Here is a 22,371-nt window from a genome sequence, read left to right as displayed (position 1 = left end):
GCGGAGTCCGGGCCTTCGCCGTACGCGCCGGGAGCGTCAGCCGTTCGCGAGCGCCCGGACCCGGTCCAGGGCCCCGTTGAACTTGTTGTGGTCCCCGACCGTCGGCCCGGACGAGGTGTACTGCCACATCGTGTAGTAGCCCCAGCCGGCCGGCAGCGTGCCCACGGTGGAGGCGTACCGGGCGACCCACAGCGGGTTGTTCACCGCGAAACCGCCGTAGTTGCCCGTGCACTGGGTCCACCAGCTGGTGGCCGTGTAGATCACGGCGTCGCGGCCGGTGCGGGCCTTGTAGGTGTTCAGGAAGTCCCGGATCCAGGAGACCATCTGGCTCTGCGTCTTGCCGTAGCAGGTGGCCCCGTACGGGTTCCACTCGATGTCCAGCGCGCCCGGCAGCGTCTTGCCGTCGCGGGACCAGCCGCCGCCGTTGTCGACGAAGAAGTTGGCCTGGGCGGCGCCGCTCGTCGTGTCCGGCGTGGCGAAGTGGTACGCGCCGCGGATCATGCCGACGTTGTACGAGCCGTTGTACTGCTGGGCGAAGTAGGGGTTCTCGTAGTACGTCCCCTCGGTGGCCTTGACGTAGGCCCACTTGACCCCGCTGTTCCACAGGGTCGACCAGGGGACGTTGCCCTGGTGGCTGGAGACGTCGACGCCCTCCGTCTGGGTGGCGCCGCCCGGCACCGGTGTGCCGTGCCGCCCGTCGTGCTCCAGGACGCCCATGCCCATGTGGGCGGAGCCGCGCGGCGGGGTGTCGGCGGCCGACGAGGAGTGTGCGGGGAGGGTGAACAGCAGGGAGAACGCGGCGAGCAGGACCCCGGTGACGGCGAAGCGCCGCCCGCGGGCCGATCCGGATCTGTGCACGGGCATGACGTGCCTCCGATGGCTCGGTGGTGCTCGGTGGGGGATGCGTGGGTGGGGAGAGGATCCCGTGGGTGGCGTGAGCATGCCACCCGGGGTTCCGCAGGAGACGCTACGCACGTAGAACGGGGGTGGGAAGAGGGACCGGCAGCTTCCGGTGGTCTAAGCCTGCGAAATACTTGCCGAGCTGCGGTGATGACCGCCCGTGGCGGAAACTTTCAGGACCGGGAAAATCGAGGCAGGGGCTGACGTGCACGAAGACGGGAACGGCGGCGGTCGAGGAGTCGAAGCCGAAGTGTCCGGCAGTGGTGTGAACCAACCGGAGTTCCTGGCACTGGAGCGGGAGTTGACGGTCCTGCTCCGGCGGGCCCGCGCCAGCCAGGGCGAGATGGCCCGGGAGGTCCACCCCGACCTGGAGTCGTCCGCGTACGGCCTCCTCGTACGGCTCGGCGAGTGCGGCGGGCAGCGGGCCACGGAGCTCGCCGCCTACATCGGCGTCGGCAAGGCGACGATGTCCCGCCAGCTGCGCGCCCTGGAGGACCTCGGCCTCGTCGCCCGGGAGCCCGACCCCGCCGACGGCCGCGCCTGGCTGGTCACCCTGACCCCGGAGGGCCAGGCCCGCGTCAGCCGGGTGCGGGAGGCCCGCCGCGCGCGGTACGCCGGGCGGCTCGCCGGCTGGGACCCGCGTGAGGTGACGGAACTCGCCCGGCTGCTGCACGAACTGAACCGGGGGATGGAGAAGTAGGGCCGCGGCCCTCGGCGAGCAGCAGGGCCTGCAGGGCCTCAAGTCCCGGCGGGAAGCAGGGCCTGAAGCCCCTGGCGAGAAGCAGGACCGAAGTCCCCGGTCCCCGGCGGGAGAAGCTGAGCCGCGGTCCCCGGCGGAGAAGCAGGGCCGAAGCCCCCGGCGGAGAAGCCGAGCCGCGGTCCCCGGCGAGAAGCGGAGCCGGAGCCCCCGAACCCCCGGTGTTCAGAGCTCCGCGTACACCACCGTCGCGTCGTCGTGCGCCTTGCCGCGCCCGAGGAACTCCCGGCACCCCGCAGCGTCCGCGCGTTCCAGCTCCCGTACCCGGTCCACCAGTGCCTGGGCGCCCTGCTTGCGCACCAGCGCGAGGCAGTCCGTCCAGTCGCCCTCCCGGAAGGTCTCCACCCACCGCGCTGCTCCGTCCGTCAGTGCCGCCAGTGTCCGCACCTCCCCGCGCGGCAGCACCCCCGTCACCGCCCGCGCCGCCACCGCCGGGTCGGCCGCGGCCGTGAAGAAGCCGCCCTCCTTGTTGCGGAAGCCCGCGTCCACCAGCGCGTCCGTCGCCAGAGCCGAGCGGGGCAGCCGGGCCAGCCGGTCGTCCAGGACCGCCGCGACCCCGCCGTCGGGGGCCTCCACCAGCAGGGCCGAGTCGGACAGGACCAGGTACTCGACGGCGGCGGGGGACCAGCGGGCCAGGACCACGGTTGCCTGCGGAGTCCGCGGGTGAGAAAGGTCACAGGTTTCCGCGTGTGCCGCCGAAGTACGGGCGATGGCACGCGACAGGGCTTCGGCGAGGGGAACATCCGGGAGTGAAACGGTCAGTTCGGTCAGGGCTCCGCCGAGGCGCCCGGTGAACCAGGGCACGGAGTGCAGACAGCCCGTTCCGGTCCGCGGCGGTGTCACGCCGTCCAGTACGACGAGTGACCCCCCTTGCCCCGAGGCCGGTAGTCCGACGCTCGCGAAGTCCTCGTTGGGGTGGTCGGCGAGGCCGGGTTCCGAGACGAGTTCCGTGCGCATCCGGCCAGTCTGCACGACCCCTTCACCGTGTCCGCAAGAGGTGGGCAAGTTCCCCGGGATCGACGCAGCGGCGCAGGTCAGGCGCCGGATTTAGGGTGGAATTCCGTACTCCGGCAATGCGCGGCGGCACATAGTGCCACCGCCCGTCCCGGACGTCCAACCGGCGCGCCGCGCGCGCGTGCCGGGCGAGCCGGGGGAACTTGCCCACCAACTCCCGTCCGAGGTTCACTCCTTCGGGTGGCGGGTCGGATGATGCACGCCCACCGCCCACCGGCACTGGGAGGGTCGGGAACCGGTGGGGGGCCTGCCCCGCTCACGCGGTCACCCCGTCCGACGCGCAGTCGGCGGCCTGGGGACAGCCCAGAGCGTGGCGGAGGGCGCACGCGCCGACCGGCCAGTTGACGGAGCGCCACCCGGGCCCACGGGTACACGAGTCAGGAATGCGAGCACCGGTGCAGAAGACGCGGCCTCGTCGCACAGGCAAGCAGACGGCCCCCGCGGGGAGCGCGGAGCGCACCCCCGGTACCTCCACCCCGGCGCCGCCCCAGGCCCCCGTCGGCAAGGGGCGTCCGACCCACGTACGCAACCGCCTCATCGTCGCCGCGGCGGTCGTGGCCGCCGCCGTCGCCGGAGCCGGAGCACCGTCGGTCGTGGCCGCCTCCGGACAACTGCACGACTCCCAGGAACTGGTGACGCTCGCCGAGCGGACCCAGGGCGCGCTGACCCTCGCCCACTCCCTGGCCGACGAGCGCGACGAGGTCACCCCCTACATCGCGGCCGGCCGCCCGAAGTCCAAGGCGCCCTCCGAGCAGCGCAGCGCCCGCGTCGACCGGCAGGTGGAGGAGCTGCGCGCCGACACCGACACGCCCGCCTCCCTGCGTGAGGACCTCGACGCCGTCGCGGCACTGCGCCGGGCGGCGCTCACCGGCAAGAGCACCGCTCTGCAGGCGCACGAGGCGTACTCGGAGGCGATCGCCGAACTCCACGCGCTGGCCGAGGAGCTGGCCGAGCAGATGCCGCCCCGCGCGGGCGCCGGGGCGTACGCCCTCGCCGAACTGGACACCGCGGTCCAGCAGGCCTCCGCCACCCGCGGCCTGCTGCTCGCCGCCCTGAACGTGCCGAGCAGTACCGAGACCGTCATCGACCCGATCACGGGTCTGCCGACCGAGACGACCACGTCCTCGGACGCCGACACCGAGCAGCGCGACGCGCTCGCCGCCGCCGCCCAGCAGGCCCGGGTGCGCTCCGACGCGGCCCTCGCCGACTTCCGCGAGGGCGCGCCCAAGGAGGCGCGGGACAGCTTCGACTCCACGGTCGCCGGCCCGGAGATCAACTCCGCCGAGAAGTACCTCGCCGGCCTCACGAACGAGCCGACGCTCTCCGACAACGACCTCCGGACCAGCACCAAGAGGCTGGACGCCGCGCTCTCCGCCCGCATCGACGCCATGCGCGGCGCCGAGTCCGCCCTCTACGAGAAGCGCACCACGGACCTGGAGCAGTTGCGCGACGACGACGTCACCGCGCTGGAGATCCGGATCGCCGCCCTCGGCGCGCTGATCCTGCTGGCCGTCGGCATCGCCACCGCCATGGCCCGCACCCTCACCCGCCCGCTCTCGGTGCTGCGCCGCGGCTCGGCCCGGCTGGCGGACGCTCAGGACCCGACGACCGAGGAGGCCGTCACCTTCACCGGCCGCAACGACGAGTTCGCCCAGGTCGTCCGCTCCGTCAACGCCCTGCACGCGCACGCCGTCACGCTCGCCGAACGCGTCAACACACTCGAGGCCGACCGCAAGCACCTCGTCGGCCAACGGCAGAAGATGGCCGACGCCCGCGAGGAACTGCGCGCCGAACTCGCCGATTCGGCCGCCCAGCTGGACGTGGTGCGCAAGAGCATCGGCGGGGCCTTCGTGAACCTCGCGCTGCGCACCCTCGGCCTGGTCGAGCGGCAGCTCGCGGTCATCGAAAGCCTCGAGGAGCGCGAGCAGGACCCGGAGCGCCTCTCCACCCTGTTCAAGCTCGACCACTTCGCCACCGTCATGCGCCGGCACAGCGAGAACCTCCTCGTCCTCGCCGGCACCGAGCACGTCCAGCACAGTGCCGGACCGGTGCCGCTGGTCGACGTGGTCCGCGCCGCGGTCAGCGAGATCGAGCGGTACGAGCGCGTCCGCATCGCCGCGCTGCCGCCGCACGCGCACGTGGCCGGGTTCGCGGCCGACGACCTCTCCCACCTGCTGGCCGAGCTGTTGGAGAACGCCACCTCCTTCTCGCCGCCGGACCTGCCCGTCGAGATCTCCGGCTGGCTGCTGGAGAACGGCGAGGTGATGCTCTCCGTCCAGGACGAGGGCATCGGCATGGCCACCGAGCGCCTCGAGCGCCTCAACGCCCGCCTCACCGACTTCGACCCCGACGCGCCCTACGACCAGGAGGGCGAGGACGGTTGCGGGCTGGGCCTGTACGTGGTGGCCCGGCTCGCCCACCGGCACGGGGCGCGCGTGCGGCTGCGGGAGCAGAAGCAGGGCGGTGTCGCGGCCGTCGTGGTCCTGCCGGACACCCTGCTCGCCGCGGCACCGCCGGCGGCACTCGTCCCGACCCTGCCGACCTCCGAGGGCACGGGGACCTTCTCCCTGCCGGGCGCCGACGCGGAGGCCAACTCCAACGTCCTGCGCGGCCGTGTGGAGAAGGACACGGACCCGCTCGTCGCCTCGGCGGAACAGTCCGTACGACGCGCGGAGGCCGACGAGCCGGAGGGGACGGACGGGACCGAGGGGAACGACGGGACCGAGGGGACCGACGAGACGGGCGTGGCCGAAGCCGAAAAGGCGGAGGACACTCGCCCCGAGGCGTCCGGTGAGCCCGAGGCGTCCGAGGCGTCCGGTGAGCCCGAAGCGCCCGAAGCGCCCGAAGCGCCCGAAGCGCCCGATGACCGCGATGCCTTGGCCGACGCGGCCGACCCGGAGCCCGCCCGGAAGACGGAGACCGACGAGGCGAAGGCTCCCGAGGCGGCGGAGGCCCCCGAGGCCGGGGCCGTCCCCGGACGCGACCTCCCCGACGACACCACGATGGCCCTCCTGCTGCCGGCGCAGGCGCAGGCGCAGGCACGGGCGGAGGCGGCCCGGACACCCGAACCGGAGTCCACACCCGACCCCTACGCCATCGGCCCCGACGCCCACGACCGCGCGCCGGCCGAGGACACCACGCGGGCCGAGGGCACCATGCGGGCCGCGGACACCGCCCGGGCCGAGGGCGCCGGGAACACCGACGACGCCGAACCGGCCGAGCCCGTCACCGACAAGGGCCTGCCCAAGCGGACCCCCAGGATCAGCACACCCGTGGCGGTTCCCGGGCCGCGCACGGCGGGCTCGGTGGACGCCGACGCGCTCCGCCGCCGCCTGGGAGGGTTCCGCCGGGGGGCGGAGGCCGGTCGCCGCGACGCCGAGGCGGAGATCACCGACCGGACCGGACGGAACCAGGCGCCGGACGCCGCAACAGGGACAACCGAGGAAGCCACGGGGGGCACTGTCGAGGAGGCAAGCAGTTGACCGCTCCCAGTACCTTCGGACTCAGTCATGAAGCTCGCAATCTGCACTGGCTGCTGACCAACCTGGTCGAGGAGGTGCCCGGCATCCTCTCGGTCGCGGTGGTCTCCTCCGACGGCCTGCTCCTGCTCTCCTCCGACCAGGAACGCATCGACGCGGCCCGCGAGCTCCAGACCGTGCGCCGCACCAGCCCGCGCGGTTCGGCCGCCGACCTCGCCACCGTCGTCTCCGGCGTCGGCAGCCTGACCGTCGGCGCCGCCCGGCTGGTGGACTTCGGCAAGGTGAAGCACACGATGGTCGCCATGGACGAGGGCAGCCTGTTCGTGATGTCGATCAGTGACGGCTCGCTGCTCGGCGTGCACGGCTCCGCGGACGCCGACATGAGCGTCATCGCGTACCACATGGCGCTCTTCGTCGGCCGCGCCGGTCACGTCCTGACTCCCGAACTCCGCAGTGAGCTCCGGAAATCCCTGGAGTCAGAGTCGGCGGGGAGTGTCCGATGAGCAAGGGCCCCGGCAGGAACCCGCAGAACCCGCAGAACCCGAAGAGTCCGAAGAACCCCAAGCTCCCGCAGAACTCGAAGAACCCGAAGCCCCCCAAGGCCCTCCCCGTGCGCGGCGCCGACCGCAAGCCCGCCCGGGTACGGCCCTACTCGCTCACCGGCGGCCGGACCCGCTTCGGCCACGTCCTGCTCGTCGAGACGTTCGTCGGCGCCACGGCCGGCACCGCCGCGCTCGAAGCCGCCCAGGAGCGCAAGGAACTGACGAACGGAAGCCTCACCTCCCGCGTGATGCCGGAGATGCGGGCCATCGTCGAACTGTGCCGCCGTATGCGTACGGTGGCCGAGATCGCCGCGCTGCTGAAGATGCCGCTCGGCGTGGTCCGCGTGCTCATCAGCGACCTCGCGGACCAGGGAAAGATCCGTGTGTACGGCACCGGGACCGGCCACGGCACGGGCCGCCCGGACCGCGCTCTGCTCGAAAGGGTGCTCAGTGGACTCCGTCGTCTCTGACGCCGCCGCCTACGGCGTCTCCTCACTCGTCGACACGGACGAGCCCGTGCAGCCCTGGCAGACGGACCGCACCCGGGCACCCATAGCCACGAAGATCGTGGTGGCCGGCGGTTTCGGCGTCGGCAAGACCACTCTGGTCACCACCGTCTCGGAGATCACGCCCCTGCAGACCGAGGCGCTGATGACCGAGGCGAGCGAGGAGACCGACGACCTCACCGCCACCCCGGGCAAGCTCACCACCACCGTGGCCATGGACTTCGGCCGCATCACGCTCGACGACGACCTGGTGCTCTACCTGTTCGGCACGCCGGGCCAGCAGCGGTTCTGGTTCATGTGGGACGACCTGGTGCGCGGCGCGATCGGCGCCGTCGTGATGGCCGACACCCGACGCCTGAAGGACTGCTTCCCGGCGCTCGACTACTTCGAGAGCTGCGGACTGCCGTACGTCGTCGCCGTGAACCACTTCGACGGCAGCGAGCTGTTCGAGGCGGAGGACGTGCGGGAGGCGTTGGCGATCCCCGCGCACATACCCGTAATGATCATGGACGCGCGCCGCCGGATCTCGGCCATCGAGACCCTCTTGTCCCTCGTGGGCCACGCGCTCGACGAAACCCCCGAGTAGGAGACGGAACACCGCATGCGGAAGATACTCGTCGTCGGAGCCGGCCAGTCCGGTCTCCAGCTCGCCCTCGGCCTCCAGTCGCACGGCTACGAGGTCACCCTGATGTCCAACCGGACCGCGGACGAGATCCGCACCGGCCGGGTCATGTCGACGCAGTGCATGTTCCACACGGCACTCCAGCACGAGCGCGATCTCCAGCTGAACTTCTGGGAGTCCCAGGCCCCGAAGATCGAAGGACTCGGCGTCTCGGTGGCGGCCCCCGGCTCCTTCGACCCGGGCCCCTCGCAGCGCGCGATCGACTGGCTGGGCCACCTCGACGGCTTCGCGCAGTCGGTCGACCAGCGGGTGAAGATGGCCGGCTGGATGGACACCTTCGCCCAGCGCGGCGGCCAGCTCGTCATCCACGGCGCGGCCGTCGGCGACCTGGACTACTTCTCCCGCGCCTACGACCTCGTCCTCGTCTCGGCGGGCAAGGGCGAGCTGGTGCAGATGTTCGGCCGCGACGCCTCCCGCTCCCCGTACGGCGAGCCGCAGCGCGCCCTCGCCGTCGCCTACGTCCACGGGATGGGCCCGCGCCCGGAGCACCCGGAGACGGAGGCCGTCCGCTGCAACCTGGTCCCCGGCGTCGGCGAGATGTTCATCATGCCGACCTTCACGCTCTCGGGCCGCGCCGACATCCTGTTCTGGGAGGGCATACCCGGCGGCCCGCTGGACGCCTTCAAGGACGTCAAGGACCCGGCGGAGCATCTCTCCCTGACCCTGGAACTCATGGAGAAATTCCTCCCCTGGGAGTACGCGCGGGCCACCAAGGTCGAACTGACCGACGCCGGCGGCACCCTGGCCGGCCGCTACGCCCCCACCGTCCGCAACCCGGTCGGCCGCCTGCCCGGCGGCGGCCTGGTCCTCGGCGTGGCCGACGTGGTCGTCGCCAACGACCCGATCACCGGCCAGGGCTCCAACTCCGCCTCCAAGTGCGCCGCCTCCTACCTCGCCTCCATCCTCGAACAGGGGGAGAAGGAGTTCGACGAGGCCTGGATGCTGCAGACCTTCGACCGCTACTGGGAGACGGCCCAGCACGTCACCAAGTGGACGAACACCATGCTCGCCCCGCCGCCCGAGCACGTCCTGAACCTGATCGGCGCCGGCATGCAGCTCCAGCCCGTCGCCGACCGCTTCGCCAACGGCTTCGACGACCCGGCCGACTTCGAGAACTTCTTCTACGACCCGGCGAAGACCGAGGGCTACCTCATGGAGGTCTCGGGCGCCGCGGGCGCGTAACCGGCCGCGTACCCCTCGTCGGACCCGTCCGTCGCCCCCTCGGGAAGCCGCGGTGGCGTGTACCGCCGCAGCGGCTCCCCGCCGGGGTCGGGCCGTACGGCGCCCAGGACCGGGTTGGCGGCGATCGGCGAGACCTTGACCTCGGCGCCGGGGCGCGGCGCCTGGACGACCATTCCGTCGCCGAGGTACATCGCCACATGGGTGGCCTCGGGGAAGTACACGACCAGGTCACCGGGCCGCAGCTCACCCAGCGGCACGTGCTCCAGCCGCGCCCACTGCTCCTGGCTGGTCCGCGGGATCGGAGCCCCGGCACGCTCCCAGGCCACGGAGGTCAGCCCCGAGCAGTCGTACGACGCGGGACCCTCCGCGCCCCACTCGTACGGCTTGCCGAGCTGCTCCACCGCGAAGCGCACCGCCCGGTCGCCCTCGGCGGTGGGCATGTCGTCGTCGCCGAGCGCGCCGGACTCCACGAGCCGCTGCTGCGCCTCGGCGATCCCGTTGCTCTCGAACTCCGCCAGCGCGGCCAGCTCCTCGGGAGTGAGCGAGGCCAGCAGTTCCTCGACGGCGTGCAGCCTTTCGCGTACCTCGTCCCGCTGCCGCTCCTGCCGCTCCGCGAGGGCCAGTTGCTCGTCGAGGGCCTTGCGCGCCCGCTCGGCCAGCTCGTCGGCCTTTCGCTCGTCTCCGGTCAGGCGGCCCACCGTCTCGGCCCGCTGCCGGGCCAGCCGGCCGATCACATGCCCCTGGTCGAGCGCGTGCCGCGGGTCGCGGGCCAGCAGCAGCCGCAGATAGGGGGAGAGACTGCCGCTGTTGCGGTACTCCTGCCGGGCCAGCCGGCCGGCCGCGCCGCGGCTGTCGCGCAGGGACAGCCGGGTCCGGGCCAGCGCGGCCTCCAGCCGGCTCACCTCGGCGCGCTGCTTCTTCAGGCGCTCCTCGGTGCCGTTGTAGGTCTCGGTGGCCTTCTCCGCCTCCCGGTACAGCCGCTGAAGGTCCGTCAGCAGCCCGGCCACGGAACGGTCGCGCCGGGCCTCGCCGGGGTCGGGGTCGGCCGTGGCGGGCACCGGCGCGAGAACGATCCCGGCCGTCACCGCCGCCGTGCACACCAGACGCAGAAACCTTCCTGACACGCCATCACCTCCGGGCCGCGGGGCGGCTCGTCCGCTCCGCACGGCGAGCATGTGACGGGTCGTGGGACTCCGCTCGCGGAGTGTGCGCGGTTCGGCGCAACGGGGTCACCCGTGGGCGTCGTCCGGCTTGCCCCCCGGCGTGGCGTCTGGATCGGTGTCCGGCCTGGCGTCCGGCTTGGACCAGGGCCACTTCCGGCCGGAGCCCTTCTTGCCCTCGGGGTCGTACGCGTACTTCCAGCGCGCGAACCGCAACCCGCCCCGGGAGTCCCGGGGCACCCGCCGGTACACGAGCACGGTGGGCGGGCCGCCGTCCGGGTCCGGCACGGGGATGCGGTAGGTCTTCGGCGGGTGCCCGGTCATCCCGACCAGCACGGGCAGCACCCGCCCGTCCATGGGGCCACCCTCGAAGGGGGTGTCTTCGCTCTTCACGGCACCAGTGTCAGCGATCCGCGCGCCGGTGTCGGACGTCCGGGCGCCGGTGTCGGACGCCCGCGCGCCGGTGTCGGACGCCCGCGCGCCGGTGTCGGACGTCCGTGCGCCGGTGTCAGACGTCCGCCGCCAGCGCCTCGACCAACGCCGCGCTCTGCGGGTCGCGGCGGGCGGTGACCGTCAGCACGGCGAGGAACTGCTCGACGAGCCAGTCCCGCAGCTCGTCGACGGGCGGCTCCTTGCCCTCGTCCAGCCAGATCAGCGAGGCCGCCTCCACCGCCGTGATCCACATCCGGACGGTCATCCGCAGCCGGGGGCCGGGCTCGTCGACGTCCAGGTGGCTCATGATGTGGTCGGCGGCGGCCCGGCGCACCCCGTCCACGATGGACGAGGTGCGGGAGGTCTCGGCCACGCTGCCGCCGCGCAGCAGGGCGCTGAAGCCGGTGTCGTGCTGGTCGACGAAGGCGAGATAGCGGTCCAGGGCGCGGGACAGCCGGGCGAGCAGCGGGCCCTCGCGGGGCTCGTCGAAGCACAGCCGCAGCTCGTCGGCGGCCGACCTGAGCGCGGCCTCGTACAGCTGCTGCTTGCCGCCCGGGAAGTACCGGTACACCAGCGGCCGCGAGACCCCGGCCTGCTCGGCCACGTCGTCCAGGGAGACGTCCTCCGGTGGCCGGTGCGCGAAGAGGGTGAGCGCCGCGCCGAGCAGCTGGACGCGGCGCTCCTCGACGCTGAGCCGGCGGTAGGCGGGGGCGGAGGACTGCGGGGTCATGAGCCGCAGCCTAATCGGCGCGGCCCCGTCCGGTGGCTACGCGAGCAGCCCCGACGACTTCCACAGCCGCCGCCCGACGCCCCGCAGCACGCCGATGTCGTCCAGGAAGTCCGTGAGGCGCTTCGAGCCGGTCTGCATGATCTCGCGGCGGTGGCCGCTGGCCTTGACCTGGGCCAGGGCCTCGCGCTTGTCCAGGCCGACGTTCGTGTAGACCTCGGGGTTGACGAAGGCGACGGAGAAGACGCGGGCGAACTCGCCGGAGGTGATCCGGGTGAACTCCTGCGACCACTTGGGGGCCGTCACCATCTGGCGGCGCAGCTCCTCACGGGCGTAGCGCACGTGACGGGCCTCCTCCACGACGTGGATGCGCGTGACGCCCCGGATCAGCGGCTGGATCCGCTCGTCGGGGAAGGTCAGCCGCTGCATCCAGTCCAGGACCTCCTCACCGAGCAGCGTGGCGGTGAAGGAGCCGGGGGTGGTGGAGATCGTCTTGAACAGGCGCCCCAGGTGCTGGTGCAGGGGGCTCACCGGGTACCACGGTGTCCCGCCGCGGGTGATGAGCCGGGCGAACATCTTCGAGTGCCGGCACTCGTCCTCGATCTCGGTCAGCGCGTAGCGCACGTGCGCGCTCGTCGCGGCCTTGTCGTAGATGTGCCGCACCAGCAGTTGCATGAGGATCAGCTCGAACCAGATGCCGAGCGAGGCGAGCGCCGCCGCCTCGTGCTGGGAGAGCGCGATGCGCTGCTCCTCGCTCATCCGCTTCCACATCGGGGTGTCGTACAGCGACACCAGCTCCGGCGGCCAGAACCACTTGCCTTCTTCGAACGGCGCGTCCCAGTCCAGCTCCTTGTCCGGGTCGAAGGAGTGCTTGGCGGAAGAGGCGAGCAGCCGCTCGGCCACCTGCTCCCGGTCCTTGAGCAGACCGAGTGCGTCGCGCAGGCCGTCGAGCGCGTCGGCTTCCGTCAGGGTCGTCATGACTGTCCCACCTCGTCGTACGGTTAGGTTACCCACGGTTACTCTCACCGCTTCGTCTTATGAGACTGCCTGTCAGTAAGCTCGTCAATCCCTTGGGCGGGACTTGTTTACCGGGAGTAAAGGTGGGCTGGGCGTCAAGGCCCGGTGTGGGATCACCCGATGGAGCGCCGTATTGGCGTTCGCTCTGAGTACGCTGGCCGAGTCAGCCAGACTCCGGCACATGGGAGCGATCATGAGCGCCGCACGCGACTACGGACTGGACGACGACTACGTGTGGCCCCGTCCGCCGGAGGGCGGCTGGCTGGCGGACGACCTCGACGAGCTTCCCAACCTGCCTCCGCACACGGAGCTGATCGACGGGAGTCTCGTCTTCGTGAGTCCGCAGACCAATTTCCATATGCGCACGGTCAGTCTGCTGGACCGGGTCCTCTGCGAGCAGGCACCGGACGACCTCGAGGTCTACCGGGAGTTCACGGTGACGCTCAACGACCGGAACCGGCCCGAGCCCGACGTGCTGGTGGCCCGCGCCGGCGCGGACCTGGGGCCCAAGCAGACCCGCCTCCTGCACGATGACGTCATCCTGGCCGCCGAGGTGGTCTCGGAGGACTCGGTCGACCGGGACCGTGAGACCAAGCCCCGCAAGTACGCACGAGCGGGCATCACCCACTTCTGGCGGATCGAGCAGAACGACGGTCTCCCCGTGGTCTACGTCTACGAACTCGACGAGGCGACCAGGACGTACGTGCCCACCGGCATTTTCCACAACCGTCTCAAGCTCACTGTCCCCTTCCCCATCGACGTCGATCTCACCGCCGTCAACCGCCGCCGCTAGACCGAGCGGCCCAGCCCCTCCGGCACCGCATCCGCCGGCACCGCATACGCCTTCCAGCACCGACGACCCTGCCCGGAACGACGTCCGCGGCGGGAAGGCGTACGGCCGTTCGCGCCGTGGTGCCGCCGTCTCAGGACGCGAGCACCGCCTCCATCACCGCCCGCGCGATCGGCGCCGCCAGCCCGCTGCCGCTGACGTCGTCGCGGTCCTTCGCCGAGCCCTCGACCACCACCGCGACCGCCACCTTCGGCTCCAGGTCGTCGTCGCCCTGCGCCCAGGAGACAAACCACGCGTACGGCGTGCCCGAGTTGCCCACCCCGTGCTGGGCGGTGCCGGTCTTGCCGCCGACGGTGGCGCCGCGGATCGCGGCGTTCGCGCCGGTGCCGTTCTCCACGACCCCGGTCATCAGTTCCTTCAGCAGCGCGGCCGTCTTCGGCCGCATCGCCTCCCGGGAGGGCCGTGACCCCGCCGTCGCGACCAGGCTGCCGCCCGCCCGCAGGGTCCGTTCCACCAGGTACGGCGACCGCACCTGACCGCCGTTGGCCACCGCCGCCGCCACCATCGCCATCTGCAGGGGAGTCGCCCGCGTGTTGTACTGGCCGATCGACGACAGCCCGAGCTGCGCCCGGTCCACCGAGGTGTCGAAGGTGCTCCGCGAGACGGCGAACGGGACGCGCAGCCCGGCGTCGTTGAAGCCGAAGGCCTCCGCCGTCGCCGCCATGTCCGTCACGCCCACGTCCACGCCGAGCTTGGCGAACACCGTGTTGCAGGACCACTCGAACGCCTCGCGCAGCGTGGCGTCGCGGCAGCCGTCGGCCTCGTTCGTCAGCCGGGTCCGCGTCCCGGGCAGGGTGTACGGGTCGGGGGAGCGGGTCGGCGCGTCGAGGTCCCGGACCGCGCCCGCGTCCAGCGCCGCCGCCGCGGTGACCACCTTGAAGGTCGAACCCGGCGGATAGGTGCGGCGCACGGCCCGGTTGAGCATCGGCCTGTCCGGGTCGTCGTTCAGCCGGTCCCAGGCCCGGGTGGCGGCCCTGCTGTTCCCCGACAGCAGCTGGGGGTCGTACGACGGGGTGGAGGCGAGCGCCAGGATGCGGCCGGTGGACGGCTCGATCGCGGCCACCGCCCCCTTGCGCCGGCCGAGCCCCTCGAACGCGGCCCGCTGCGCGGCCCCGTTGATGGTCGTCACGACGTCGCCGCCCGGGTTGTGGACGCCCGTGACGTCGTTCCAGAGGGGGAGCGGGGCGAGCAGCGGGTCGGCGCCGGACAGGAGGCCGTCCTCGGCGTGCTCCAGCAGGGTCGTGCCGTACGCCTGCGAGGCGAAGCCGGTGATCGGCGCGTACATCGGCCCGTGCCGGTACGTCCTCTCGAAGCGCAGGTGCTCCCCGGTGTCCCGGGAACCGGTGACCGGCTCGCCGCCGACCAGGATGTCGCCGCGCGGCTGCTGGTAGCGGGCGATGTCCGGGCGGCGGTTGGCCGGGTTGTCGTCGTACTCCGGGGCCTGGACGATCTGCACCCGGGCCGCGTTCACCAGCAGCGCGGCCAGCAGCAGCGCGCAGAAGGCGGCGGCGTGCCGGATGTGCCGGGTCACCGGAGCTCCCCGGCTCTCACGGTGCCGCCCGCCCGTCGGCCCGGCCGGCCTGGCTGCGGGCCGCGTGGCTGACCCGGATCAGCAGCGCCACGATCGCCCAGTTGGTGACGACCGAGGAGCCGCCCTGCGCCAGGAACGGCATCGCCATGCCGGTCAGCGGGATCAGCCCGGTCACCCCGCCCGCGATGACGAACACCTGGAGCGCCACGATCGAGGAGAGGCCGACCGCGAGCAGCCGGCCGAAGGGATCGCGCGCGGCGAGGCCGGCCCGGTAACCCCGCTCCACCAGCAGCGCGTACAGCAGGAAGATCGCGGTCAGGCCGAGGAAGCCCAGCTCCTCCCCGGCGGTCGCCAGGATGAAGTCCGACTTGACGGCGAATCCGATCAGGACGGAGTGCCCGAGGCCGAGACCGGTGCCGGTCACCCCGCCCGCCGCGAAGGCGAAGAGGGACTGGGCGAGCTGGTTGGGCCCCTGCCCGGCCTCGATCGAGGCGAAGGGGTGCAGCCAGTCCTCCACCCTGCTGTGCACGTGCGGCTCCAGCCAGCCCACGGCGACCGCGCCCAGCGAGGCCAGCAGCAGGCCGACGGCGATCCAGCCGGTGCGGCCGGTGGCGACGTAGAGGAGGACCACGAACAGTCCGAAGAAGAGGAGCGAGGTGCCGAGGTCCCGTTCCAGGACCAGGACGCCGACGCTGACCAGCCACACGGCCACGATCGGGCCGAGGACGCGGCCGGTGGGCAGCTGGAGCCGCCACACGCGACGCCCCGCGTACGCCAGCGCGCTGCGGTTCGCGGCCAGGTAGGCGGCGAAGAACACCGCGAGCAGCACCTTCGCGAACTCGCCGGGCTGGATGGAGAAGCCCTCGACGCGGATCCAGATGCGGGCGCCGTTCACGGCCGGGAAGAAGATCGGCACGGTGAGCAGGACGAGCGCGGCGGCGACGCACACGTAGGCGTAGCGCTGGAGGACGCGGTGGTCGCGCAGGAGCAGCACGACCACGATGAACAGTCCGACGCCCAGCGTCGACCACACCAGCTGGGTGGGGGCCGCCCGGTCGCCCGGCGTCTCCAGGTCGAGCCGGTAGATCAGCACCAGGCCGAGCCCGTTGAGCAGCACGCCGATGGGCAGCAGCAGGGGGTCGGCGTACGGGGCGCGCAGCCGTACCGCCAGATGGGCGAGGAGCGCGAGCACGCCGAGCCCGGCGCCGTAACCGGCGGCGCCGGGCGGGAGGGTGCCGTGCTGGGCGAGGCCGACGTTGCAGTAGCCGAACACCGACAGCAGGACGGCCACGAGGATGAGCGCGAGTTCGATGCCACGGCGCCGGGGGAGACGGGCGACGGGAGCGGGCGTGTCCGCCTGTGCCACGGTGATTCCGGTTCCGGTTCCGGCCTTGGTCATGTCCGGAACTTACCCAAATGGAGTGGTGTGGGGGTTGCTCGCATCAGCACCAGCGCGGCGCGGGACCGATGTTGTCGATGTAGCGGGCCGCGCCCCAGGCCCAGGTGCCGTCCGTGAGGAGGTACCAGAGGGGATTGCCCTTCACCTTGTCGCCGGGGGTCTTGCAGTAGATGTGGACGGTCTCGCCCCGGCGGGCGTACCGGATGACGTCCGCGCCGCGGGCCGGTGAGGTGCGCAGGGCGAGCCGGTCGGCCGTGACGACGCCCCGGTAGCGGCCCTGCTCCTGGCGGCCGTCGTTCCCGCCGCCCCACTCGTCGCCGCCGTTCCCGCCGCCGTTCCCGCCTCCGTTCCCTCCGGAGGGGTTGGCGGTGGTGCTGCCGGAACCGGAGTCCCCGCCGCCCCACTCGTCGTTCGCGACGGCGGGTGTGACGGCGACGGCGGTGGCGAGCGCGCCGGCGGCGACGGCGGTGGCGAGACCGCGCAGGAATGGTGAGCGCGGGGACAGCGCGGACAGCAAGGACATGGGAGTACCTCCCGGGAGCGAACGGATCTGATCTTCAGCTGACTAACCGCCACATTAGGAGTGAACCGCACGAACCGCCCGCCGCACTGCGCCATCGGGGAACCGCCGGGAACAGCCGGGAACAGCCGGGAACCGCCCGGTCGCCCGGGGCGGGTCAGGGCTGCTGAGGCAGGGTCAGGGTCGCCAGGGCTCCGCCGCCCGGCGGATTCGTGAACTCCAGCCGGGCGCCGAGCACCTCCGCCTGCCCCAGGGCGATGGTCAGCCCGAGCCCGTGCCCCTTCGACCCGCCCTCGGTGCGGAACCGCTGCGGCCCGTGGGCGAGGAGGTACTCCGGATAGCCGTCCCCGTGGTCCCGGACGGTGATCACCGGCCCGTCCACGGTCAGTACGACCGGCGCCCGCCCGTGCCGGTGCGCGTTCGCGACGAGGTTGCCGAGCACCCGTTCCAGCCGCCGCCGGTCCGTCTCCACCCGCGCGTCCCGTACGACGTCCACGCGCGTGTCGGTCCCGGAGCCCCGGACCACCCGCCCGGCCAGCGCGCCCAGCGCCTCCGGGTCCACCTCCAGCCGCTCCCGCCCGCTCTCCAGCCGGGAGATCTCCAGCAGGTCCTCGGTGAGCGTGCGCAGGGCCGCCACCCGGTCCTGGACCAGTTCGGTCGGGCGGCCCGGCGGCAGCAGCTCGGCCGCCGCGTGCAGGCCGGTGAGCGGGGTGCGCAGCTCGTGCGCCACGTCCGCGGTGAACCGCTGCTCGGCGAGCAGCTTGCCCTGCAGCGACGACGCCATGGAGTCCAGCGCGGCGGCGACCGAGGCCACCTCGTCCTGCGGGCGCGTCGGATCCTTCGCCCGGGGATCGTCGACGCGCGCGTCGAGGTCGCCCGCGCTGATCCGCCGCGCCACCCGCGCCGTCGCGTGCAGCCGGCGCGTCACCCGCGTCACGGCGAACGCGCCGACCAGCAGCGTCGCCCCGATCGCCAGCGCCGACGACCACACGATGGCGCCGTCCAGGCCGTCGATGGTGCGCTGTCCCTGCGTGTGGTCGACCCGTACGGCGAGGATCCGGCCGCCCTCGGCGGGGCCCGCCGCCCACATCGTGGGGCGCCCGTCGTGCTCGGTGACCATCGTGCCGCGCCGGCCCGAGGCGGCCAGCTCCCGCAGCCGCTCCGGCACCCCCGGCGGATCGACGCCGGCGCCCCGCCGCAGCGGGTCCCCGGCCTCGTACGCCCGCGTCGCGTCTCCCAGCCGGGACAGGGCGTCGTCGCGGGCCTGGCCCACGGTCTGGTCGGTCACCGAGACGTGCACCAGGACGCCGAGCAGCGCGGCGAGCGCACAGCACATCACGGTGATGAAGACGGCGGCCTTCACCGCGAGCGGACCGGCCCAACGGGGGAGGGCGAACCAGAACCTCACCGGGCGCTCGCCGACGGGGACGCGGACGCGGACGGACGCTTCGTGTGCTTCCCGCCGTCGTCCGTGCGCAGCATCTCGTCGCTCGTGAGCAGCATGGCCCGCTGGTCGGGGTCCCACGTCCACCGCAGCCGGTACTCGTAGCCCGCGACCTCCGACGGCGACCGGACGATCACCGCCCGCCCGGCCAGTTCGACCGCGCTCACGGCGTCGTCGTACGACATGACCCGCACCAGCCGGTCCTTCTCGGCCGTGTAGACGCGCACGGCGGTCAGCTGCTCGGGCAGCAGGCGGAACCCCAGGGTCATCTCGGGGCGCCCGTCGCCGGTCAGGTCGCGGTAGTACGGCCTGAGCACCGGGCACCGGCCGTCCTCGCCCTCGCCCTCGCCTTCGCCCTCGGCACCGATGGCGCCGACCGCGCCGCAGTCCGCCATCCGGCGGGCCGTTTCGCGGTACGGCGCCCCGTCGCCCTCGTAGTCGTCCGGATGCGCGGTGATCTCGGCCCGTACGGCGGCCACCGGATCCGCCTCGCGGATGTCGCCGCCGGGCACGGCCACGCCCTCGACGACCTCGTTGTCCACCTCGCCGATGTCGTAGGCCGGACTCGACGCCGGCGTCAGGTCGGGCCAGAGCCGGGCCGGGCTCTGCGCGGCCGGTGTCGCGCCCGCGCTGCGCAGCCCGCCCGAGTCACCGCAGGCGGCCAGCGCACCGGCCGCCGCGGTCGCCAGGAGCAGCGCGAGGGCGGTGTGGGCGCGGGCGGGGCGCCCACGGCGGCTCGGGAGCACTGCACTCCTGGGGTTCGATGATCGTCACTGGCGGCCTGTACGTACTGTTCGAGACGTACGGGCGTCCATTTTGCCCGCGTGTCGACGCATCGGGCCACCGAACGCCCGTGTGGCACTCCACGCTTCCGGGTTCCCGCCCCGAGGGGCCGCCCGCCCCCTCCGGGAGGTATCCGGCTTCTTGCCCCCACAGCGCCTCGCCTGTTCCCATGGTCATGGGGTGATGATGCATGAACGGACTGCGCGTCATACCGACCTGGCGGCACGGCGGGGAACGGCTGTACGTCTGCCTCCCGGACGGCGGGAACGTCGCCTGGTACGACCGTGAGACGGCCCGGGTCAACCTGCTGAGAGAGGACCGCGAGGACGAGGTGCTCGAAGCCCTGGGCCCCTTTCTCACCGACCCGGTCACGGTCGGCCCGCCTCCCGTCCCGACCCCCGCAGAGCTGGCCCGGCTCTCCCTGCACCCGGACGACGACCTCGCCCCCAACCGGCCCGGCGAGGCGCTCCTGATCTCCCTGGAACGCGACCCCGGCCCCGCCCACCGGCTGCGGCGATCCGATCCGCGTCGCCGGGCGCTGGCGGCCGAGCAGGCTGCGGGAGCGGCCCTCGACCGCCTCGACGGCGCCGGCTGGCACACCCTGCACTCCGTTCCGCTGCCCGGCGGCGACCGCGTCCACCACCTGGTGATCGGCCCCGGCGGCCTCTACGCCGTCCACGCGCTGCCCGCCCGCAGGCAGCGCGTCCACATCACCGACCCGCTGGTCGCGCTGGGCCGCCGCGAACCGCTCCCGCTGCTGCGCCGGGTCCGCGCCGACGCCGACCGGGCCTCCCACGCCCTGACGGCCGAGGTGCACCCCGTCCTCGCCCTCGTCGACCCGGCGCACGTGGCCGTCACGGCCGCGCCCCGCTCGGTCCGCGTCCTCACCGACGCGGAGCTGCCGGACCTCGCCCGCCTGGGCGGGATGCTCAAACCGGCGGACGTGGAGGCCCTGCACGCCATGGCCCGGGACCGCGCCACCTGGACGCGCGTCTGAGAGACCGACGCGGGCGAGGGCCGGGCGGTCGGAGGGCTCGGGTGGGCGGGCGGGGTTGGGGTTGCGGGTCTCGGGTCGCGGGTTGCGGGGTGGGCGGTCGGGGGTTGGGGTTGCGGGTCGGGGCTGGGGTTGCGGGGCGGGGCTGGGGTTGCGGGGCGCGGGTGGGCGGCCGTGGGTCAGGGCAGCGCCGCCGCCCGCCGTCGGTCGAACAGCGGTGCCAGCAGGTCGCCGTGGTCCCGCACCCGCGGCCCGACGTCCTCCGCCCGGAAGACGAACTGCTCCGCCCGCCGGCACCCGGCCACCTCGTCCCACGTCACCGGCGTGGAGACCGCCGGCGCGGAGCGGGCCCGCATCGTGTACGGGGTGGCCGTGGTCTTGCGGGCGGCGTTCTGACTCCAGTCGACGAACACCTTCCCCGGCCGCAGGCTGCGCGTCATCCGGTGCACCACGAGCCTCGGCAGGGCCCGCTCCGCCTCCACGGCGAGCGCCTTCGCGTACTCCGACACCCGCTCCGACGACGCCCCCCGCACCCCGGCCAGCAGATGCAGCCCCTTCGCCCCGGACGTCTTGGCGTACGCCTCGATCCCGTCCGCCGCCAGCCGCTCCCTCAGCCACAGTGCGACCTCGCAGCAGTGCACGACGGTCGCGGGCGGCCCGGGGTCGAGGTCGAACACCAGCCGGTCGGCCTCGTCGGGATCGTCCGCGGTCCACTGGTGCGTGTGGAACTCGGTGACCAGGTTCGCCGCCCACATCAGGCTCGCCAGGTCCTGCACCAGCACCATCCGGGCCGGTCCCTCCGACCGGGGCACCTCGGCCGTGGTGACCCAGTCGGGCGTACCAGGCGGCACGTTCTTGGTGAAGAACACCTGGCCGTCCGGTCCGTCCGGGTACCTCAGGAAGGAGACCGGACGGTCCCGCAGGTGCGGCAGCAGCACCCCCGCGGTCGTCGCGTAGTAGTGCAGCAGCTCGCCCTTGGTGAGGCCGGTCGCGGGATACAGCACCTTGTCCAGGTTGCTGAGGGCGATCCGTCGCCCCTCCACCTCGGTGATAGGCGCCATACCATGAGAATCTCACAAAACGCGGACAAACCGCCCGACGGTCATCCGGCAGTCGACCGACTGGAAAGGGTGTGCTGCACGTGCGATCGATCTGGAACGGCGCGATCTCCTTCGGCCTGGTCAGCATCCCGGTCAAGCTGATGAACGCGACCGAGAGCCACGCGGTCTCCTTCCGCCAGATCCACACGGAGGACGGCGGCCGGATCCGCTACCGCAAGGTCTGCGAGCTGGAGGACCGCGAGGTCGGCCAGGACGAGATCGGCAAGGCCTACGAGGACGCCGACGGATCGATGATTCCGATCACCGACGAGGACCTGTCCCACCTGCCGGTCCCCACCGCGCGTTCGATCGAGATCGTGGCCTTCGTGCCCGAGGAGCGCATCGATCCGCTCCAGATGGGCTCCGCGTACTACCTCGCGGCGAGCGGCGCCCCCGCGGCCAAGCCGTACACGCTGCTGCGTGAGGCGCTCGGGCGCAGCGACCGGGTCGCCGTCGCCAGGTTCGCGCTGCGGGGCCGTGAGCGCCTCGGCATGCTCCGGGTCGTCGGCGACACCATCGCGATGCACGCCCTGCTCTGGCCGGACGAGGTACGCGCCCCCGAGGGCATCGCCCCGGACGCCGGGGTCACCGTCCGCGACCAGGAGCTGGACCTCGCGGACGCCCTGATGGCCACGCTCGGTGAGATCGACCTGGACGATCTGCACGACGAGTACCGCGAGGCCCTGGAGGAGGTCATCGCCGCGAAGGCCGCCGGTGAGGCGCCCCCTCAGGCCCCGGAGGCGGCGCCGTCCGGGAAGGTGCTGGACCTGATGGCCGCCTTGGAGAACAGTGTGCGCGCGGCACGGGAGTCCCGGGGCGGGGGAGCGGCCGGGCCCGCCGAGGGGGCCGAGGTCACGTCCCTGCCGCGGCGCGAGGCGTCGTCCCGGCGGGCGCCCAAGGCGACGGGCGGCAAGAAGTCGACGTCGACGGCGGCGAAGAAGACGGCGGCGAAGAAGACCGCCCAGAAGAGCGCGACGGCGAAGAGCGCGACGGCGAAGGACACGGCCGCGAAGAAGACGGCCGAGAGGAAGAAGACGGCCGATACGGCGCCGGAGACGCAGAAGGCGCAGGTGAAGAAGCCGACGCGGACGGCCTCCGCCACCGGGAAGCCGGCGGCGCAATCGGCCCGGCCCGCGAAGAGCACCGCGCCGAAGACCACCGGCGAAAAGGCGACGGGCGCGGGCAGGAGTACGGCCACCAAGAGCACCGCCACCAAGAGCACCGCCACCAAGAGCACCGCCACCAAGAGCACCGCAGGGAAGAGCACCGCAGGGAAGAGCACCGCAGGGAAGACGGCGTCCCGCAAGCGCAGCGCCTGACGTCTCCCGGGGCGGGAACCGCCGCGGGATCGG

The 22,371-nt window shown here is 72.9% G+C and carries 21 protein-coding genes; 9 read left to right on the top strand and 12 right to left on the bottom strand.

Features of this window, described 5'->3' with window-relative positions:
- Positions 1–36: 36 nt before the first annotated feature.
- A complete protein-coding gene (locus ACP4J0_RS18765) occupies positions 37–864 on the bottom strand; it encodes a lysozyme (RefSeq protein WP_426599806.1) in 828 nt (275 codons plus the stop codon).
- 241 nt (positions 865–1,105) lie between these two features.
- Between ACP4J0_RS18765 and ACP4J0_RS18760 the strand changes: the two genes are divergently transcribed.
- Complete coding sequence (locus ACP4J0_RS18760; RefSeq protein ID WP_426522433.1) at positions 1,106–1,600, top strand: MarR family winged helix-turn-helix transcriptional regulator; 495 nt, start codon at positions 1,106–1,108, stop codon at positions 1,598–1,600.
- Between the two features lie 222 nt (positions 1,601–1,822).
- Here the strand turns inward: ACP4J0_RS18760 and ACP4J0_RS18755 are convergent, their stop codons facing one another.
- Positions 1,823–2,614 (bottom strand): protein phosphatase 2C domain-containing protein, encoded by a 792-nt coding sequence (locus ACP4J0_RS18755; RefSeq protein WP_426599805.1) that lies wholly within the window; start codon positions 2,612–2,614, stop codon positions 1,823–1,825.
- 440 nt (positions 2,615–3,054) lie between these two features.
- Between ACP4J0_RS18755 and ACP4J0_RS18750 the strand changes: the two genes are divergently transcribed.
- Genes ACP4J0_RS18750 through ACP4J0_RS18730 form a run of 5 tightly spaced genes read left to right on the top strand, consistent with a single transcriptional unit; the run spans position 3,055 to position 9,062 of the window.
- Complete coding sequence (locus tag ACP4J0_RS18750) at positions 3,055–6,153, top strand: sensor histidine kinase (protein ID WP_426599804.1); 3,099 nt, start codon at positions 3,055–3,057, stop codon at positions 6,151–6,153.
- On the top strand, positions 6,150–6,653 hold the full coding sequence (locus ACP4J0_RS18745) for a roadblock/LC7 domain-containing protein (RefSeq protein ID WP_426599803.1): 504 nt from the start codon (positions 6,150–6,152) through the stop codon (positions 6,651–6,653). The genes ACP4J0_RS18750 and ACP4J0_RS18745 overlap by 4 nt, the downstream gene beginning before the upstream one ends.
- Entirely contained in the window at positions 6,650–7,162 is a 513-nt protein-coding gene (locus ACP4J0_RS18740; RefSeq protein ID WP_426599802.1) for a DUF742 domain-containing protein, read from the top strand. The genes ACP4J0_RS18745 and ACP4J0_RS18740 overlap by 4 nt, the downstream gene beginning before the upstream one ends.
- Positions 7,143–7,784 carry a GTP-binding protein gene (locus ACP4J0_RS18735; RefSeq protein WP_426599801.1) on the top strand — a complete coding sequence of 214 codons (642 nt, stop codon included), beginning with the start codon at positions 7,143–7,145 and terminating at the stop codon, positions 7,782–7,784. Before ACP4J0_RS18740 ends, ACP4J0_RS18735 begins: the two co-directional genes overlap by 20 nt.
- A 15-nt stretch (positions 7,785–7,799) precedes the next feature.
- On the top strand, positions 7,800–9,062 hold the full coding sequence (locus tag ACP4J0_RS18730; protein WP_426599800.1) for a styrene monooxygenase/indole monooxygenase family protein: 1,263 nt from the start codon (positions 7,800–7,802) through the stop codon (positions 9,060–9,062).
- Here the strand turns inward: ACP4J0_RS18730 and ACP4J0_RS18725 are convergent.
- The 4 genes from ACP4J0_RS18725 to ACP4J0_RS18710 form a co-directional block, all read right to left on the bottom strand.
- Positions 9,026–10,186, bottom strand: a complete 1,161-nt coding sequence (locus tag ACP4J0_RS18725) for an NlpC/P60 family protein (protein ID WP_426599799.1) — start codon at positions 10,184–10,186, stop codon at positions 9,026–9,028. The genes ACP4J0_RS18730 and ACP4J0_RS18725 overlap by 37 nt on opposite strands.
- Before the next feature lie 105 nt (positions 10,187–10,291).
- Complete coding sequence (locus ACP4J0_RS18720) at positions 10,292–10,615, bottom strand: hypothetical protein (protein WP_426599798.1); 324 nt, start codon at positions 10,613–10,615, stop codon at positions 10,292–10,294.
- Between the two features lie 115 nt (positions 10,616–10,730).
- Positions 10,731–11,384, bottom strand: coding sequence for a TetR/AcrR family transcriptional regulator (locus ACP4J0_RS18715; protein WP_426599797.1), 654 nt, complete (start codon positions 11,382–11,384; stop codon positions 10,731–10,733).
- Between the two features lie 36 nt (positions 11,385–11,420).
- Positions 11,421–12,359, bottom strand: a complete 939-nt coding sequence (locus ACP4J0_RS18710; RefSeq protein WP_426599796.1) for an AurF N-oxygenase family protein — start codon at positions 12,357–12,359, stop codon at positions 11,421–11,423.
- Positions 12,360–12,591: 232 nt separating this feature from the next.
- Between ACP4J0_RS18710 and ACP4J0_RS18705 the strand changes: the two genes are divergently transcribed.
- A complete protein-coding gene (locus ACP4J0_RS18705; RefSeq protein ID WP_426599795.1) occupies positions 12,592–13,191 on the top strand; it encodes a Uma2 family endonuclease in 600 nt (199 codons plus the stop codon).
- A 130-nt stretch (positions 13,192–13,321) separates the two neighbouring features.
- On the opposite strand, the gene ACP4J0_RS18700 is transcribed toward ACP4J0_RS18705, so the two are convergent.
- The 5 genes from ACP4J0_RS18700 to ACP4J0_RS18680 form a co-directional block, all read right to left on the bottom strand.
- Positions 13,322–14,779 carry a penicillin-binding transpeptidase domain-containing protein gene (locus ACP4J0_RS18700; protein ID WP_426599794.1) on the bottom strand — a complete coding sequence of 486 codons (1,458 nt, stop codon included), beginning with the start codon at positions 14,777–14,779 and terminating at the stop codon, positions 13,322–13,324.
- A gap of 16 nt (positions 14,780–14,795) precedes the next feature.
- Positions 14,796–16,178 carry an FtsW/RodA/SpoVE family cell cycle protein gene (locus ACP4J0_RS18695; protein WP_426599793.1) on the bottom strand — a complete coding sequence of 461 codons (1,383 nt, stop codon included), beginning with the start codon at positions 16,176–16,178 and terminating at the stop codon, positions 14,796–14,798.
- A gap of 43 nt (positions 16,179–16,221) precedes the next feature.
- Positions 16,222–16,701: an SH3 domain-containing protein gene (locus tag ACP4J0_RS18690; RefSeq protein WP_426599792.1), complete on the bottom strand. Its 480-nt coding sequence runs from the start codon at positions 16,699–16,701 to the stop codon at positions 16,222–16,224.
- A gap of 154 nt (positions 16,702–16,855) precedes the next feature.
- Entirely contained in the window at positions 16,856–18,034 is a 1,179-nt protein-coding gene (locus ACP4J0_RS18685; RefSeq protein WP_426599816.1) for an ATP-binding protein, read from the bottom strand.
- 68 nt (positions 18,035–18,102) lie between these two features.
- Entirely contained in the window at positions 18,103–18,888 is a 786-nt protein-coding gene (locus tag ACP4J0_RS18680) for a hypothetical protein (protein WP_426599791.1), read from the bottom strand.
- A 227-nt stretch (positions 18,889–19,115) separates the two neighbouring features.
- Here ACP4J0_RS18680 and ACP4J0_RS18675 point away from each other — a divergent pair, with 227 nt between their 5' ends.
- Positions 19,116–19,922, top strand: a complete 807-nt coding sequence (locus ACP4J0_RS18675) for an NERD domain-containing protein (RefSeq protein WP_426599790.1) — start codon at positions 19,116–19,118, stop codon at positions 19,920–19,922.
- Between the two features lie 176 nt (positions 19,923–20,098).
- Here the strand turns inward: ACP4J0_RS18675 and ligD are convergent, their stop codons facing one another.
- Positions 20,099–20,980, bottom strand: a complete 882-nt coding sequence (ligD, locus tag ACP4J0_RS18670; RefSeq protein WP_426599789.1) for a non-homologous end-joining DNA ligase — start codon at positions 20,978–20,980, stop codon at positions 20,099–20,101.
- A gap of 80 nt (positions 20,981–21,060) precedes the next feature.
- Between ligD and ACP4J0_RS18665 the strand changes: the two genes are divergently transcribed.
- Positions 21,061–22,338 carry a Ku protein gene (locus tag ACP4J0_RS18665; RefSeq protein WP_426599788.1) on the top strand — a complete coding sequence of 426 codons (1,278 nt, stop codon included), beginning with the start codon at positions 21,061–21,063 and terminating at the stop codon, positions 22,336–22,338.
- Positions 22,339–22,371 lie beyond the last annotated feature (33 nt).

The sequence above is a fragment of the Streptomyces sp. WG7 genome (assembly GCF_049975785.1).
In the GTDB taxonomy this organism is placed as follows: Bacteria; Actinomycetota; Actinomycetes; order Streptomycetales; family Streptomycetaceae; genus Streptomyces.
Note: the sequence above shows the minus strand (reverse complement) of the source record. Positions and strands in the feature narration are given on the sequence as shown.

Bases quoted from the DNA above. Each gene is read 5' to 3' on its own strand.
- ACP4J0_RS18715 (WP_426599797.1), bottom strand. From the start codon at position 11,384: ATGACCCCGCAGTCCTCCGCCCCCGCCTACCGCCGGCTCAGCGTCGAG.
- ACP4J0_RS18765 (WP_426599806.1), bottom strand. From the start codon at position 864: ATGCCCGTGCACAGATCCGGATCGGCCCGCGGGCGGCGCTTCGCCGTC.
- ACP4J0_RS18730 (WP_426599800.1), top strand. From the start codon at position 7,800: ATGCGGAAGATACTCGTCGTCGGAGCCGGCCAGTCCGGTCTCCAGCTC.
- ACP4J0_RS18750 (WP_426599804.1), top strand. From the start codon at position 3,055: ATGCGAGCACCGGTGCAGAAGACGCGGCCTCGTCGCACAGGCAAGCAG.
- ACP4J0_RS18705 (WP_426599795.1), top strand. From the start codon at position 12,592: ATGAGCGCCGCACGCGACTACGGACTGGACGACGACTACGTGTGGCCC.
- ACP4J0_RS18675 (WP_426599790.1), top strand. From the start codon at position 19,116: ATGAACGGACTGCGCGTCATACCGACCTGGCGGCACGGCGGGGAACGG.
- ACP4J0_RS18695 (WP_426599793.1), bottom strand. From the start codon at position 16,178: ATGACCAAGGCCGGAACCGGAACCGGAATCACCGTGGCACAGGCGGAC.
- ACP4J0_RS18690 (WP_426599792.1), bottom strand. From the start codon at position 16,701: ATGTCCTTGCTGTCCGCGCTGTCCCCGCGCTCACCATTCCTGCGCGGT.
- ligD (WP_426599789.1), bottom strand. From the start codon at position 20,980: ATGGCGCCTATCACCGAGGTGGAGGGGCGACGGATCGCCCTCAGCAAC.
- ACP4J0_RS18755 (WP_426599805.1), bottom strand. From the start codon at position 2,614: ATGCGCACGGAACTCGTCTCGGAACCCGGCCTCGCCGACCACCCCAAC.
- ACP4J0_RS18710 (WP_426599796.1), bottom strand. From the start codon at position 12,359: ATGACGACCCTGACGGAAGCCGACGCGCTCGACGGCCTGCGCGACGCA.
- ACP4J0_RS18685 (WP_426599816.1), bottom strand. From the start codon at position 18,034: ATGTGCTGTGCGCTCGCCGCGCTGCTCGGCGTCCTGGTGCACGTCTCG.
- ACP4J0_RS18740 (WP_426599802.1), top strand. From the start codon at position 6,650: ATGAGCAAGGGCCCCGGCAGGAACCCGCAGAACCCGCAGAACCCGAAG.